The following is a 13,091-nucleotide window of genomic DNA, read 5'->3' as shown; positions in this document are numbered from 1 at the left end:
CGCTGAAAAGATAAAAAAATGTCTATTTGGTGGTTTTTTAACCAAACACAAAGCAAACAATCATAAACGTTTTGCAACAACAGCTAATCTCCATCCATCGGTCGACACGCCCGCTGGTCGTAGTTTAGCCATTACGTTAAGGGCAAAGCAATGCAACGACAACTAATATGTATAATTCTGATTTTGATTCCATCTTTGGTTTTGGGACAAAATGCTACAGTTATTAAGAGAAATGTTGGCAAATCAGTGCAAACAAAGGTATTAAAATTTGATATGCACTTATCAGTAATATTCTCTAAGGATTATCAAACTAACTTCAATCGTGAATATTTAGCACAAAGATTCACGCCAGACAGCTTAACTATCGACTTGGTTGAAAGTAAGCTAGAAGAACAATTTGTTAAAGCATATAAAAGGTATTTAGAGGCAGAATGGAAAACCTTTGAGCAAAATAAAGAATCATATGATTGGAAACATCTCGTTAAAAACAAAGGTCAAAGAGAAAAATCTTTAATCGAAGCAGCACGAAAAGAGCAAAAAAAACTCGATGAGATTCACAGACAATATCTTGGACTAATAAATAACAAGGGTGAAAAAATTATTCTAATTCAACTTGTTGACTTACGGAACGATGAGTATGAATTAAAGAATTCTTTGGAAAAAGAATGGATTGTAGGTTTTGGAGATTGGTTTGAGGAAAATACTAGCTCTTTTGAGTATGTGATTGATAGAGATAAGTTATATTTCTTTGGTTGGACAGAGAGATAATAAAACAAAGCCCTTAACAATAGCTAATCTCCATCCACCGGGTGACGCACCCGCTGGTCGTAGTTTAGCCATTACGTTGGCGGTAATTAATTGATACTTTAGTTCAATAGAAAAAGAATCAGGTACTCTTGGGCATGATATAGATAATATGACAACGGAGAATAATGAATATAAGTTTAATCTAAAAACGATTGTAGCTGTTCTTTTCACAACTATTACTGTTGTTGGAGGAGCAGTGTATTCGGTTGTTAAACTTTCAATGGATGATAAGAACTCTGCTTTAGAATTAACAATATCTGAAAAAGAGAAAGAGATAAAAAAGCAAGAGACTTTAATAAATAAGTTGAATAAAACATCTAAATCAACACATAATGTTACTATTCCTGCGATTAGTCAGGTTAGAGTAGAAAAGGAAGACGACTCCCCTGAACTTGATAAGTTAAAAAGTAGAATTGCGATACTTGAACAAGAGAGAAATGAATTATTAAATGAATTAGTTGAGAAGTCATACAATACTTTAGATCCAAATTCTGAATTAATTACTCTATTAAATGAGCTTAAATCTGATAGTGCTGATATCAGAATAAGAGGAGTTAACGGACTTTTCATTCTTAGAGAACCAAAATCAATTAACGCTTTGGTAAACTATTACTTTGATCATAATAAAGAAGCTAGAAGAGTTGAGACTGAAATTAGATGGATCACTTTGATTAGAAGAATGAATGATGAGGCAGGTTTAGAGTTTGCTATTGAAATTATGAAATACAATGATGATTACATTTCACGTTGGGGTTATGATTATTTATATGAATACATTAGAGATAAACAAGTAATGAATATTTTAATAAAAAAGTTAAATCCTGTAGCTCTTAATCATCAAAATAGCCTAGTTAGAACAAGAGCAAAAAAGCTTATCAAGAATTATGATGATATAATAAGTGGTAAAATTGAATTACCAGATAATAGATCATTGTATGGAATTTTACTAGATATTGAAAAGAAAGTAGATAATTTATAAAAATTGTATACCGTCAACAATCGCTGAAACTCCATCCATCGGGTGACGCACCCGCTGGTCGTAGTTTAGCCATTACGTTGTAAGCTATTGGGGTACGGTAAAAGGACATTATTCATAGACTTAAAACATCAAAAAAGTCTTGAAAAATAGTGTTAGTATTTATTCCTTTATTCCAGATATGTGAAACCATTTATTAAAAGAAAAGTAATAATGATGAAAAATAGTAAGAGGGCTTCATTTTTTGTGCTAAGTGTAATTTTTATAATATTTCAATCATGCGGTTTAAGAAGCGATGGTGGAAAATCTGTTGATGGAAAGATATATACAATGCTTTATTTCAATACAGACAAAGACTTGACAGAATTTAAAAGCAACTTGAAATTACTTTTTGGAGAGCCTGACACATTTAAAAATAATGATACTGAACTTATATGGAATAGTATAGACTATCACGAATTTAAAGATGTAAAGTTGATTGTAGGCTATCCAACTTATTACAGAAATGTAAATGGTAAAAGAGTTCTTGACTCTTATGGTGTAGACTATGTATTCATAGATAGAGACGGTAATGACTTGCTAGATAAAGATTTGGAGTCTTTCAAAATAATCAAAGGGCATTTGGAGAAGGAAATTGAAATATTTTGGGGCGAATAAACAGCTTACAACATTCTATATGATCCCATTGCCGTGTAGTAGTTATTTGAAAGGAAAGTGCTAAATTGAGGTACCGCCAAAACATTACCTTCCTGTGAATTGAAAGATCAATCAATCACAGATAAGCTAATCTTTTGGCTATTTAGTAATTTAATCGTGCTCTGCTGAATAACGGCAACGGGCACATATAGTAGGCGTTAGCCTTTATTTTTGTATATCATTTCAATTAGATAAAGAAGATTCTTATTTTTACTTTATGGAAAAAAGGTACATAGAAGTAGAAATTGATAAATTAACGAACTCAATAGAGAATGTTATAACAGGTGATAGTTTTAATACCCAAGTATTACCAATAACAAGTTCAGATATAGAAAAACTTAATCAAGGTTGGAATTTTGACTGGAAAGCTGAAAACAATAGTTCTTCTAAAGTTTTTAAATTAGTCATAGAAAACAATGTAAATATCATCCAAGGTCTAATTTCTTTAAGTTACCATGATGGTTTCGTTTTCGTTGAATTAATTGAAAGTGCTGATTTCAATATTGGTAGAAATAAAGTATATTTTGGAGTAGCAGGTAATTTATTTGCTTTTGCTTGTAAAGAATCTTGGGATCAAGGTGATTATGGTTATGTAGCTTTTAACTCAAAAACAAATTTAATACCTCATTACAATAAGACTTTAGGAGCAAAACAAGTTGGACAATCAAATCAGATGGTTATTGAACCTGAAGATGCTGTTAAATTGTTAAATAAATATTACGGATAAATAACATATAAAATTATGGGATATATTAAAGAACCTAAAGGTGTAACATTGGTTGTAGAAAAAAAACCTTTAACATCAGAGGCAGAAAAATCAATTAAAGATTTTATTCAAAAGAGTAAAAAGAGGAATAAAGAGCTATTAGAAAAATTGTCTTTTGGTAAGAAATAAAAATTTTACTACAAGTAATAAACATAAAAAGTAACAAACCAAACAAAGGCTAACATCAACTAAACTCCAATCACGGTTGCCGCAGCCGTTCACGAGTTTAGTAATCACGTTAGTGTGCCACGATGCAGTGGCTTTCCAGTAGGTGCAAATCCTACCTAAGTAATTTACTGTTCACTTAGAAGAGTTACTGACAGTGATCGCCGTGAGGTGGATAGCTGAAGCTCAGTGATCTCAAATAACCAAGCCGTAATACGCAAGTGTGAACCCATAGTAGCTTCGAAAAGGCAGGCGTAGATGGGGAGAGTTTTTACGGTCTCGAACCCTGTTACATTGTATGAATTAACAGTAACATGAAATACAATGATCTACCGGAGTCATAGGGATGGCGTGGTTATAGATGGAAAGTTATGGAACGTGGGAGATCTGTTATTTCAAAGGTTGGCCACCTTAAACAAGCTGATATAAGTATAGCGAAATTCAGCCTGGTAATAACAGAAGTCGGAGGAGCTCATAGTACTGCTCGACCTTAAGGACAACATAACCTTGAGTTAGGGAAGGAGCTCTACTTTGGATATGTAGATATAGAACTGTAATGCTCGGTACTGGCTTAGTCCTATCGGCCGAATAAAATGTATTGATGGTTCTAAATGCTACTATATGTTTGTATAAGTAAGAAAAGAAAATAAGGCGTTTAAATTAGCTACTTAAGCATCACCCTTATTGGGTAGATTCTTATGAATATCAAACAAAGAAATCCATCGGTAAGCCTTATGAGGGAAAACTTCACGTACGGTTTGATGAAGGGGGTTCTGATAGTTTTCTCAAAATGATTACATTTATGATTATTTAAACTGAGAGAGCTATCAGGCTCTACTCTACGCACCTATACGGCGTCAAAAAATAAGCTTAGTTTACAAAAAGAAAAAATCTATACATACTAAGAAAGCTATGTATAGTTTCTGTTGATTTCTATACATTACCAATTATTTTTGTATAGAAAATGGTTAAGTATATAGTTAATAAACTCCATTCACCAGTTGACATGTCTGAAGCTCGTATTTTAGCCATTACGTGAAGACATATAACAAACAAGACCAATGAACTTCAATATTTACAAATACATTTTTATCATGCTCATAATCTTAACAGGTTGTGACCCAGTTCATGATATATTATTGGAAAACAATACAGATGAAACTATTGATGTGATCTACCAACCTCATCTTAATAAAATTCCACTGAATGGTAACCATCCTGAAAATTTCAATTTTCAAGGAGAAGAAATGAACAAAGTGACTTTGCAAACAAATGATGCTATAATAATTGGAACTGTAGCAGCAAGGTATAATCCTTCTCCAAATGATATTGATCTGGATTATTTAGAAATTAGACATCGTCAAGATACGATTAGGTTAATGGGTAAAGATAAAATTATGACGGCAATCCATAAGGTAGAAAAATTGGATTGGAGATTGATCATAAAATAATGAATATGCTAGTATCTATGATAAGGTTATTTGGACTATTGTTATTCGAGAATTACCAAAACTTTAAAAAGAAATAAAAGATTTGCTAAATTAACGCTTAGTATAACATCAATTAAACTCCAATCACTGTTGACCCAATACTCACATAGTTTAGTCATCACGGTGAACTATTTAAGAAAATCCTAATTTGAAAAGAAAAACAGTAATAATATTATTTTTCGGACTTTTAATCATCATGAAATTCTGGATTGGAATTTACACACATGATGAATTTGGCAGTAAAAGAATTTTTGTAAAGCATAGACCAATTTGGAAAACTTACTTCTATTCACCAAGAGGAATGAGTGATTTAAAATTATCTGAAATGACTATTGAAAAGCAAAACGAACAAATACTTTTCGATGAATTTGTTATAGAAAATCAAATAATTGAATAGAATAACAATGACTCATCTCTATCCACTGGGTGACGTGCGATTCACTCACTTGTATCAATTTATCATATACGTTTAGAAAAAATGTCAGTCATATCTTTTAGTGGATTAACTCCGATTATTATGGTTGTAATGTTAGGACTTATAATGTCCTTTATTTTAGCTATTGTTTTGAGAAAAAGGAGTAAGCTCGTTTATATACCAATCGTCATTTTTATATCAATTAGTATTTACTTTGGATTTTCTATCGCTTCTATCATTCATAGCTTCAATGAGCTTTTATCAGAAAAACATTTAAAGCAATTATATGAAAATTCAACATCACCAGAAGAGTTAGTTAAGGTTGGACAAATCTATCCTCTAACAGGAAGGCTAACATTTAGAAATTATAAGGGAAAAATGAATTTTGCTAAGCTTTCTGAAACATCTAATCGTAGAGATTCAATTTCTATATTATACGATTATATCAATTTTGAAACAGATATCAAGGATAGAAGCAGTAAGGGTAATGTGGTTTATATGAATAGTGATGATTTTAAAAAAGTATCTGATTTTGAATATGATGAACTTATTAAAAATGAACAAGTAGTTGAGATGATATTAAAATCTGAAAAATTGTCTGATAATGAATGGTTATGTTTAAAAGTAATTGATTTGGAGATTAAGAAAGGGAGAACATCAATTACGGATTAACAATTATGACCAGCTAATATTAAAAGCTTTCCAAAGACGAATTAGTAATATATTCTTAAAATACACAGAAAGAATAAGTATGAATTTAAAACAACTTCTAGTAATATTATTATCGATAGTTTTTTCTAATGCTTTTAGTCAAGATAACACTAGAATTAAAATTGAAAGTATCAAGCTTAATGCTGATACTATTATTTCAAAGAAACTGAAAGACTATGTCCTAAATAAGAATATTGATATTTTAGAATATTCAAAAATCAAATATACTGATGCAGATGTAGTTGATGAACGAATGGTTCTAATCGACTATTCAAGTGAAAATAACTTGAAATTAGAACTTTCAAAAACGATAAACAAACTCAATAGTGATTTAGAAAAAGGCAATTATTATCCTCAAATTGACCTTGATAAAGTAGATGGAAATCTGAATATAGATGATTTTCAAGGAGTTTATGTGGAACTCAAAAGATTGAAAAGTAGTGACATTCTCTTCGAATACGATATTTACTATCCCATGGTAATAAGTGAAGGATTGATAGCAGAATCAGACATGGAAGGTTGGAATTTATCTATTATCAAAAAATCCAATAATATAGAGAATGGTATCGACCTTGAGTTAAATGATATTAGTGGAGCAAGAGATAGAAAAGTGAAGCTAAGACCAATTTCAAAAGATACTTATCTTCTCTTGGAGACAGGAAGTTTAGACAATGGTGAAGGTTATGAATACAGAAAGATTGTTGTTCCATTAAAAAAAGCAAAGCAGCTTCCAATACTAAGGATAATAAATACTGGTGAGTTAGATGATATTTATGACGGGTTTGATGAAGTGGACTTCAAATCCTATTCTTTTGATAAATAAAAATTGTATTGCATCACTTGAATAAAATATGCTGAAAGTTCTGTTTAACAGTAATGTTCACTTATTGATATCAAACTATGAAAAACTATTTAATAATTCTATTGATCATTTTCATGTCGAACCTAGTGGTAGGACAAGATTCTATAAAAACGAAAAAATAGAATACCGAGGTGGAATTATAACTTTTGAAATACCTTCAAATTGGAAAGAAGAATACCAAGAATAAGGTGGTGCCGCATTCTATGAAGATATCGAAAATTCAGGGACATTGTTCTTAAATGTAATTAGTTTGAAATCACCAGAACCAATATCAAAAAATAACACCTTGAAGTTACTTAAACCGATATCGGACAATGAAGAAATTAGAGTTTTGCCTAACCAAAATGTAATAAAACACTATATATTCGAAACAGAAGAGAATGGAATTAATTTGATCACCTATTGGTGGTAAATAGATCAGATTATTGAACCAAATAAAGGTAGAATTGCTAATTTTTCTTTTGTGATTCCAACAAGTATTCGAGATGAAAAAAAGTGTTGGATCAAATAGAGTTTTTAAATAATATGGTGGAAGCAGTGAACTTTTTGAATAGGTAAAAACACATTTACATTTATCAAATAAATAGATATTACACTTTTTACAATTTATATTTAACAAAATATCAACTTTAATCAAACTAAAAAAACAATGAAACTAAAACATAAGAAGCAATATCAAGAACATTATGACTTAATTGATAAGCATATTGACAAATACTTTAAAGGAGCAGAAATACATGTTTTTCATGAAATTCCCACTTTTGATATTCATTTAGACATTTACCATATTAAACCGAAAGACTCAGATTTTGAATTGTTATTCACTGCAGGCATGAGTTCAATAGCAATGAATGTAAGTGAAATTCCTGGCGATTCTGATTTTTATAGATTTGCTGAATTAATTGTTTTGATTCCAAAGGGGGGTGATTTTGGGGAGATTTTTCCTAGTAAAACACCCTATGATTGGATTATTTCTATGATAAAGCAATCTGCTAAGTTCCCTCATTTATATAATACTTGGTTGAGTATTGGTCATACGATACAGTCTGATGAAGAAATGAATACATATTCGGATAATACTGATTTTTGTGGATGTTTAGTTCTTCCAACAATGTCTTTTCCAGAAGACTTCAAAACAATTCATACACCTAACGGAGTGATAAATATTTACAGTCTTTTTCCAATGTATAAAGAAGAACTTGAATATAAAATTGAAAAGGGATTCAATGAATTCATTCAATTTTTAATTAAAAACAATACAGCTGAGATTATTGACTTCCAAAGGGCAAATTTTTGTAAACAATAAATTAAATATAATAATGAAAAAGATCATTTTAATCCTATCTTTCTATATGATATCATGTTCAAGCATTTCAAATGAAAAACAAAATGATAATAGAGATAATGATAAAACGGATCTATTAATACAAACAGACCAAAAAATAATTTACTCTGATATCAAAGGCACCACTAATGAACTTCCATCTGATGGTAATTATCTTTTTGATATTGCATTTTCAGAATGGGATGGTCAATCTTTGGGAGGAAAAGTTACGGTTAGTATTAAAAATGGATCAGCAAAAGTTATTTACACAGGAGAAGGAAATTTAACTGCAGAAATAGGAGAAGTAATCGATCAAGGTATCATTTTTAAACATAAATCGGGAGTTTGGATTATAGGGAATGATGAATCGGATACTAAGCTTGAAGAAATTGGAGGGTGTACTGGTGGACCTTCAATAATCGACTTTAAAAATAAAAGATATTGGATGTGTTAATCCTATTAATGTAGAATTATAAAGGAGAGGAGTATTCTACTAAAACAACAATTGAAACTAACATGACTTTTTCATATCCAATTGATTTTGTAATCAACACAATAATTAATAAGACAAAACTTCTTCTATTTACTTTAATCTTCATTTCATTTTCAGCTCAAGGTCAGAATGATTCACTGAATGTAAATAATGACTATCAACTTTCTTTTTACTCAAAAGCAACATCAGATTCATTAGGGTCAAAAGAAAAGATGTATAATCGATACCATATGGAGAAGAGTTTGGTGTTAATAACTGGGGTTCAAATTCATGCTAACCAATTTGGAGAGATAGGTTTGGGAGTAATGAAGAATGTTATGGCTGGTCATCATCCTGCAACTTTTATATATGGTGTTTCAAATGAATTGAAATTTTCGAATGATCTCATTTGGGGTTTAAAAGCTGGAGTATGGTTAGGTGGAGGGATGAATATTGGCCTCAACTTGGTGAACTACACTGATTTTAAAAATAACAGTCTACGCTTTAGACCTGAAATTGGAGCAGGGTTATGGGAGTTCAGAATTGTATATGGATATAACTTTGCAATTACAAATAGAGAATTTGAAGGAATCAATACCCATAATTTTACGCTTAACTTAATGTTAAGGGTGAAGAAAATTAAAAAAATAATATACTAAAAGTAACATTAGTATTAGTGAAAAATAATTCTGCAATTATGAGAAAGTCTTTTGTTAGAAGTATTAGGATAAAGTATAGCATTTTATTAATTATTCTACTGATTGCACATCTTATATGTGTGGCACAGGATGATAAAAAAATGACAATATCAACAAATAGATTAGACGAATATGGCCTTAAATCTGGTGTATGGAATATTTATAAAAATGGATCATTAAAGTCGATATCAAATTATTCAAAAGGAGAGTATCATGGGTATCATATATCTTTTTTGAATGATTCAACTATCGGATCACTTTCTATTTATGATGAGGGAAAGCAGGTAAGTAATTTTCTTTTCTCAGATAACAAACTTTGGAGAAGAAGTATTGATACATCCAATGTATCCTTTCAAATAGATTATTATTCAAATCAATTACCTAAAACCGGTGGATTTTATCCAAAGGGTAACGGTGTAAAAGTGGATTATTCTGAAGTAGGAAAAGTTAACTCTATTACAGTAATTAAATTATATCAGGTAGATGGGCATTACACTCATTTTTATAATAATGGACAACTAAGAGAACATGGGATTAGAAAAAATACATTTCCTTGGACAGTATTTTGTGTCTATGATTCACTTGGAAATAGTATTGATTTTGGTAATCTAAAAAATGGTAGTGGGACTTTAAAATTGTATCATGATAATGGAGAATTATACAAAGTTGAAGAATATCGTGAGGGTCTATATTGGAATACAAAAAAAGTATACTCTGCTATGAAACTTAAACTTAATAAAGGATCCATAAAAAACGGTGATGGAGAAGTGATAGATTATTACATGGATGGTTCAATTAAAAGTAAAACAAGTTTTGAGAAAGGCTTAAAAAATGGAGTTTATATTTCTTACCATAAAAATGGAGAAGTAAAGGAAATAGGAGTTTATTTTAATAATAAAAAGCATAATGAATGGGAGCATTATTCAGAAAGTGGAAACTTAGAATCAAGCTATTTATATCAGAATGGTAAGGTTAGAGAAATTCGGGGTGTTGATTAAATAATTGCTATATAATTTTTCTATTATAAAATTGAAATAAAATATGAAAGTGATTTTACCACAAATAAAAAACAAGAGATGAAGAAATACAAAATGATTATATATTGTTTTTTGTACCCAATATTGACAATGATATTCTTTATGATTTGGATGGTTCAATTTTCAACATTACCAGGAGGTGATATAGGAATGGCTCCATTTTTAATAGGAATAATATTACTAATAGTTTTCATAATTGAGATTATTCTAGTGTTGTTATTTAAAAATAAAATCGATGGTAAAAGAGAAAAATTAATTTCATTAATAATTGGATTTTTCATCTACGAATCCATATGGTGTTTACTTGACAAGAAAATTTATTTTTTAGAATCATTTACGAAACCAATAAATGAAAATATTGAAGGAGAGATATCATTTTTATCAATTTTTGCATTATTAGTAATATTCATATTGATATCGAATAATGACAAGTTAAAAATTAAACTTCTTTAAAACATTTAATAAAGCTATATTAAATCTATGGTAAGCAGTCGCCCATCCCCATCTATTATGCCTCAAATTCCTGACTTAATTTTACGTCATCATTAAAACGTAGATATTATGTCAAAAAAAGCAGAAATGTATGCTCATATAGCATCATGGAAAATTAGTGGTTTACAACAAAAAGCTTATTGTCAACTTCATTCAATTAAGCTATCCACTTTTCATTATTGGGTAGTAAAACAACGTAAAGAAAATACAAATCCAGCTAAGGGGAGTTTCATCCCTGTCAAAGTACCGAAGAAGGTTGAACAGACCTTTAAGACCGTTACTCTCGAATATCCCAATGGAGTAAAACTCCATCTTTCAGATCGAGAACTATTAAAAGAAGCAATTCATTTTTTCTAATGTTATCTCTTCGTAATACAGATCACATTTATCTGTACAGTAAATTTACAGATATGCGAAAAGGGTTTAATGGGTTGAGTAATATCGTTATTTCTTTAATGGAACTGGATGTGACTAATGGAGATATTTTCGTTTTTATTAATCGAAGTAAAGATAAATTGAAACTGCTTCGGTTTGAAAAAGGCGGTTTTTCATTGTATTATAAACGTTTGGAAAAAGGTCGGTTTGAGCTTCCGAAAGGGTTCGACAAACAGAAAAACATCTCTTTATCTTCGACAGAAATTATGATGATAATTGAAGGTGTTTCTTTAGAAAAAAGAGGTCAAAAAGTACGTTTTTAGTATTAAAATCGCTACTTTTGTAAGGTGAGTAAGGATGATAAAATAGCGAATTTAGAACAAGAAAATGCACAACTGAAGACACAGTTGTCAATGCTTCAAAGTATGCTTTACGGTTCTAAATCAGAGAAACGAAAACAAGCGGATATACCCGATAATCAGCTCTCTATTTTCGCTCAAGACAAAGAGCAGAAAAACGGNGCCTTCTCAGGAGATTACCGTTCCTGCTCACAAACGCAAAAAGAAAAAGCCTGTACGAACAGCTTTACCAGAGCACCTGGAACGTGTAGAAGAAGTGATTGAACCTGATCACGATTTGGATGGATGGCATAAAGTAGGAGAAGATATTACGGAAGTACTCGAATGTGAACCTGCCCGTTTATTCGTTCGTAGAATTATCGCCCTGTTACGTTCGTGATGCAGATCAAGAGAACAGCGAGTTTAGTCAAGCGAATTTACCGTCAGATTTACCATTTCCCAAGTCAAGTACATCGGCAAGTTTAGCCGCACAGATGGTCGTGAGTAAATTTATCGATCATATCCCCACCCATCGTTTTATCAAGCAATTTGAAAGACAAGGCGTTTATCTAAAAAATACAACGCTCATAGACTTACAAAAAAGAACGGCGGATAAACTGAGTATTTTATACGACACGCTCACTCAAAAAATACAGCAAAGTAACTACCTTCAAATCGATGAATCGACCATAAAGGTGATGGGGACAGGTAAAAAAGGAAAACCACACCAAGGATATATGTGGTATTACCTTGATCCTAAAGCCAAATTATTATCGATTCATTATGCAAGCGGTCGAGATCGGAAATATTTAAAAGAACATCTGCATAATTTTTCGGGTTATGCTCAAACCGATGGCTATAAAGCTTACGATTATTTTGATCAGACAACAACAATTACACAGCTCAATTGTTGGGCCCACGCACGTCGATACTTTTTTGAAGCACATAAAGGTGGAGATAAAAGGGCATTGGAGGCGGTGAACCTTATTGGTCAGCTCTACGAACTGGAAAAATCACTGAAAGAAGAATCTAATCCAAAAATCATCTATCAGCAAAGGCAAAAGTATGCTCTTCCAGTAATCAATACACTTTTTGAGTGGGCAAAAAAGCTAACCGTCTTACCTAAATCTCAGTTAGGAAAAGCAATACATTATCTTCTCAATAGAGAAAAAGGACTCCGAATGTACTTAACTGACGGTAAACTTTTGATTGATAACAACCCCATAGAAAATAAAATTCGTCCACTTGCTATTGGTCGAAAAAATTACATGTTTGCAGGAAATGAAGAAGGAGCAAAACAAGCTGCCATGTTCTATGCCTTTTTTGCAACAGCCAAAATGAACGACATTGAACCTTTTGAATGGCTAAAATCAACGCTAGAAAAAATAGATGATCAGCCAATCAATAAAATTGAGGAATTACTGCCGGTGAAGTAGTATTTAGCGGGATGGGCGATTGCTTACAATC

19 protein-coding genes are annotated in these 13,091 nt (G+C 31.2%); all 19 read left to right on the top strand.

All coding sequences use genetic code 11. The features are described 5' to 3' along the window. Positions 1-150: 150 nt before the first annotated feature. On the top strand, positions 151-768 hold the full coding sequence (locus MY04_RS06085) for a hypothetical protein (protein WP_158297590.1): 618 nt from the start codon (positions 151-153) through the stop codon (positions 766-768). A 148-nt stretch (positions 769-916) separates the two neighbouring features. Next, the gene (locus MY04_RS06080; protein ID WP_066207689.1) at positions 917-1,786 is read left to right on the top strand and encodes a HEAT repeat domain-containing protein; all 870 of its coding nucleotides are present in this window, start codon (positions 917-919) and stop codon (positions 1,784-1,786) included. A 180-nt stretch (positions 1,787-1,966) separates the two neighbouring features. Beyond that, on the top strand, positions 1,967-2,440 hold the full coding sequence (locus MY04_RS06075; protein WP_158297589.1) for a hypothetical protein: 474 nt from the start codon (positions 1,967-1,969) through the stop codon (positions 2,438-2,440). Between the two features lie 256 nt (positions 2,441-2,696). Beyond that, the gene (locus MY04_RS06070) at positions 2,697-3,206 is read left to right on the top strand and encodes a hypothetical protein (protein ID WP_066207685.1); all 510 of its coding nucleotides are present in this window, start codon (positions 2,697-2,699) and stop codon (positions 3,204-3,206) included. Between the two features lie 15 nt (positions 3,207-3,221). Next, a complete protein-coding gene (locus MY04_RS06065) occupies positions 3,222-3,374 on the top strand; it encodes a hypothetical protein (protein ID WP_169055522.1) in 153 nt (50 codons plus the stop codon). Positions 3,375-4,504: 1,130 nt separating this feature from the next. Beyond that, complete coding sequence (locus tag MY04_RS06060) at positions 4,505-4,861, top strand: hypothetical protein (protein ID WP_158297588.1); 357 nt, start codon at positions 4,505-4,507, stop codon at positions 4,859-4,861. Between the two features lie 235 nt (positions 4,862-5,096). Continuing rightward, positions 5,097-5,297, top strand: a complete 201-nt coding sequence (locus MY04_RS06055; protein ID WP_158297587.1) for a hypothetical protein — start codon at positions 5,097-5,099, stop codon at positions 5,295-5,297. An 81-nt stretch (positions 5,298-5,378) separates the two neighbouring features. Next, on the top strand, positions 5,379-5,987 hold the full coding sequence (locus tag MY04_RS06050; RefSeq protein WP_158297586.1) for a hypothetical protein: 609 nt from the start codon (positions 5,379-5,381) through the stop codon (positions 5,985-5,987). Positions 5,988-6,066: 79 nt separating this feature from the next. Next, positions 6,067-6,849: a hypothetical protein gene (locus tag MY04_RS06045; protein ID WP_066207677.1), complete on the top strand. Its 783-nt coding sequence runs from the start codon at positions 6,067-6,069 to the stop codon at positions 6,847-6,849. A gap of 688 nt (positions 6,850-7,537) precedes the next feature. After that, positions 7,538-8,194: a suppressor of fused domain protein gene (locus tag MY04_RS06040; RefSeq protein ID WP_066207674.1), complete on the top strand. Its 657-nt coding sequence runs from the start codon at positions 7,538-7,540 to the stop codon at positions 8,192-8,194. 13 nt (positions 8,195-8,207) lie between these two features. Then, a complete protein-coding gene (locus tag MY04_RS06035; RefSeq protein WP_066207672.1) occupies positions 8,208-8,666 on the top strand; it encodes a hypothetical protein in 459 nt (152 codons plus the stop codon). Between the two features lie 62 nt (positions 8,667-8,728). Continuing rightward, a complete protein-coding gene (locus tag MY04_RS06030; protein WP_066207670.1) occupies positions 8,729-9,343 on the top strand; it encodes a hypothetical protein in 615 nt (204 codons plus the stop codon). A gap of 38 nt (positions 9,344-9,381) precedes the next feature. Further along, positions 9,382-10,380: a toxin-antitoxin system YwqK family antitoxin gene (locus MY04_RS06025; RefSeq protein ID WP_158297585.1), complete on the top strand. Its 999-nt coding sequence runs from the start codon at positions 9,382-9,384 to the stop codon at positions 10,378-10,380. Positions 10,381-10,458: 78 nt separating this feature from the next. Then, complete coding sequence (locus MY04_RS06020; protein ID WP_066207663.1) at positions 10,459-10,872, top strand: hypothetical protein; 414 nt, start codon at positions 10,459-10,461, stop codon at positions 10,870-10,872. A gap of 108 nt (positions 10,873-10,980) precedes the next feature. Then, entirely contained in the window at positions 10,981-11,268 is a 288-nt protein-coding gene (gene tnpA, locus MY04_RS06015) for an IS66 family insertion sequence element accessory protein TnpA (RefSeq protein WP_066207661.1), read from the top strand. After that, positions 11,268-11,609 carry an IS66 family insertion sequence element accessory protein TnpB gene (gene tnpB, locus MY04_RS06010; RefSeq protein WP_066207659.1) on the top strand — a complete coding sequence of 114 codons (342 nt, stop codon included), beginning with the start codon at positions 11,268-11,270 and terminating at the stop codon, positions 11,607-11,609. Before tnpA ends, tnpB begins: the two co-directional genes overlap by 1 nt. A gap of 24 nt (positions 11,610-11,633) precedes the next feature. After that, complete coding sequence (locus MY04_RS06005) at positions 11,634-11,909, top strand: hypothetical protein (RefSeq protein ID WP_066207658.1); 276 nt, start codon at positions 11,634-11,636, stop codon at positions 11,907-11,909. Continuing rightward, a complete protein-coding gene (locus MY04_RS28230) occupies positions 11,902-12,024 on the top strand; it encodes a hypothetical protein (protein WP_257794073.1) in 123 nt (40 codons plus the stop codon). Before MY04_RS06005 ends, MY04_RS28230 begins: the two co-directional genes overlap by 8 nt. Then, positions 11,972-13,060: an IS66 family transposase gene (tnpC, locus tag MY04_RS06000; protein ID WP_066207656.1), complete on the top strand. Its 1,089-nt coding sequence runs from the start codon at positions 11,972-11,974 to the stop codon at positions 13,058-13,060. Before MY04_RS28230 ends, tnpC begins: the two co-directional genes overlap by 53 nt. The last annotated feature ends 31 nt before the right edge of the window (positions 13,061-13,091 follow it).

The sequence above is a fragment of the Flammeovirga sp. MY04 genome, from assembly GCF_001682195.2.
In the GTDB taxonomy this organism is placed as follows: domain Bacteria; phylum Bacteroidota; class Bacteroidia; order Cytophagales; family Flammeovirgaceae; genus Flammeovirga; species Flammeovirga yaeyamensis.
This window is presented reverse-complemented; position numbering and strand designations above follow the sequence as displayed.

Excerpts from the sequence above, each read along its gene's own strand:
- MY04_RS06080 (WP_066207689.1), top strand. The coding sequence starts at position 917 with ATGACAACGGAGAATAATGAATATAAGTTTAATCTAAAAACGATTGTA.
- MY04_RS06065 (WP_169055522.1), top strand. The coding sequence starts at position 3,222 with ATGGGATATATTAAAGAACCTAAAGGTGTAACATTGGTTGTAGAAAAA.
- MY04_RS06030 (WP_066207670.1), top strand. The coding sequence starts at position 8,729 with ATGACTTTTTCATATCCAATTGATTTTGTAATCAACACAATAATTAAT.
- MY04_RS06060 (WP_158297588.1), top strand. The coding sequence starts at position 4,505 with ATGCTCATAATCTTAACAGGTTGTGACCCAGTTCATGATATATTATTG.
- MY04_RS06045 (WP_066207677.1), top strand. The coding sequence starts at position 6,067 with ATGAATTTAAAACAACTTCTAGTAATATTATTATCGATAGTTTTTTCT.
- MY04_RS06070 (WP_066207685.1), top strand. The coding sequence starts at position 2,697 with ATGGAAAAAAGGTACATAGAAGTAGAAATTGATAAATTAACGAACTCA.
- MY04_RS06025 (WP_158297585.1), top strand. The coding sequence starts at position 9,382 with ATGAGAAAGTCTTTTGTTAGAAGTATTAGGATAAAGTATAGCATTTTA.
- MY04_RS06040 (WP_066207674.1), top strand. The coding sequence starts at position 7,538 with ATGAAACTAAAACATAAGAAGCAATATCAAGAACATTATGACTTAATT.
- MY04_RS06020 (WP_066207663.1), top strand. The coding sequence starts at position 10,459 with ATGAAGAAATACAAAATGATTATATATTGTTTTTTGTACCCAATATTG.
- MY04_RS06055 (WP_158297587.1), top strand. The coding sequence starts at position 5,097 with ATGAAATTCTGGATTGGAATTTACACACATGATGAATTTGGCAGTAAA.
- tnpB (WP_066207659.1), top strand. The coding sequence starts at position 11,268 with ATGTTATCTCTTCGTAATACAGATCACATTTATCTGTACAGTAAATTT.
- MY04_RS06050 (WP_158297586.1), top strand. The coding sequence starts at position 5,379 with ATGTCAGTCATATCTTTTAGTGGATTAACTCCGATTATTATGGTTGTA.
- MY04_RS06085 (WP_158297590.1), top strand. The coding sequence starts at position 151 with ATGCAACGACAACTAATATGTATAATTCTGATTTTGATTCCATCTTTG.
- tnpA (WP_066207661.1), top strand. The coding sequence starts at position 10,981 with ATGTCAAAAAAAGCAGAAATGTATGCTCATATAGCATCATGGAAAATT.
- MY04_RS06035 (WP_066207672.1), top strand. The coding sequence starts at position 8,208 with ATGAAAAAGATCATTTTAATCCTATCTTTCTATATGATATCATGTTCA.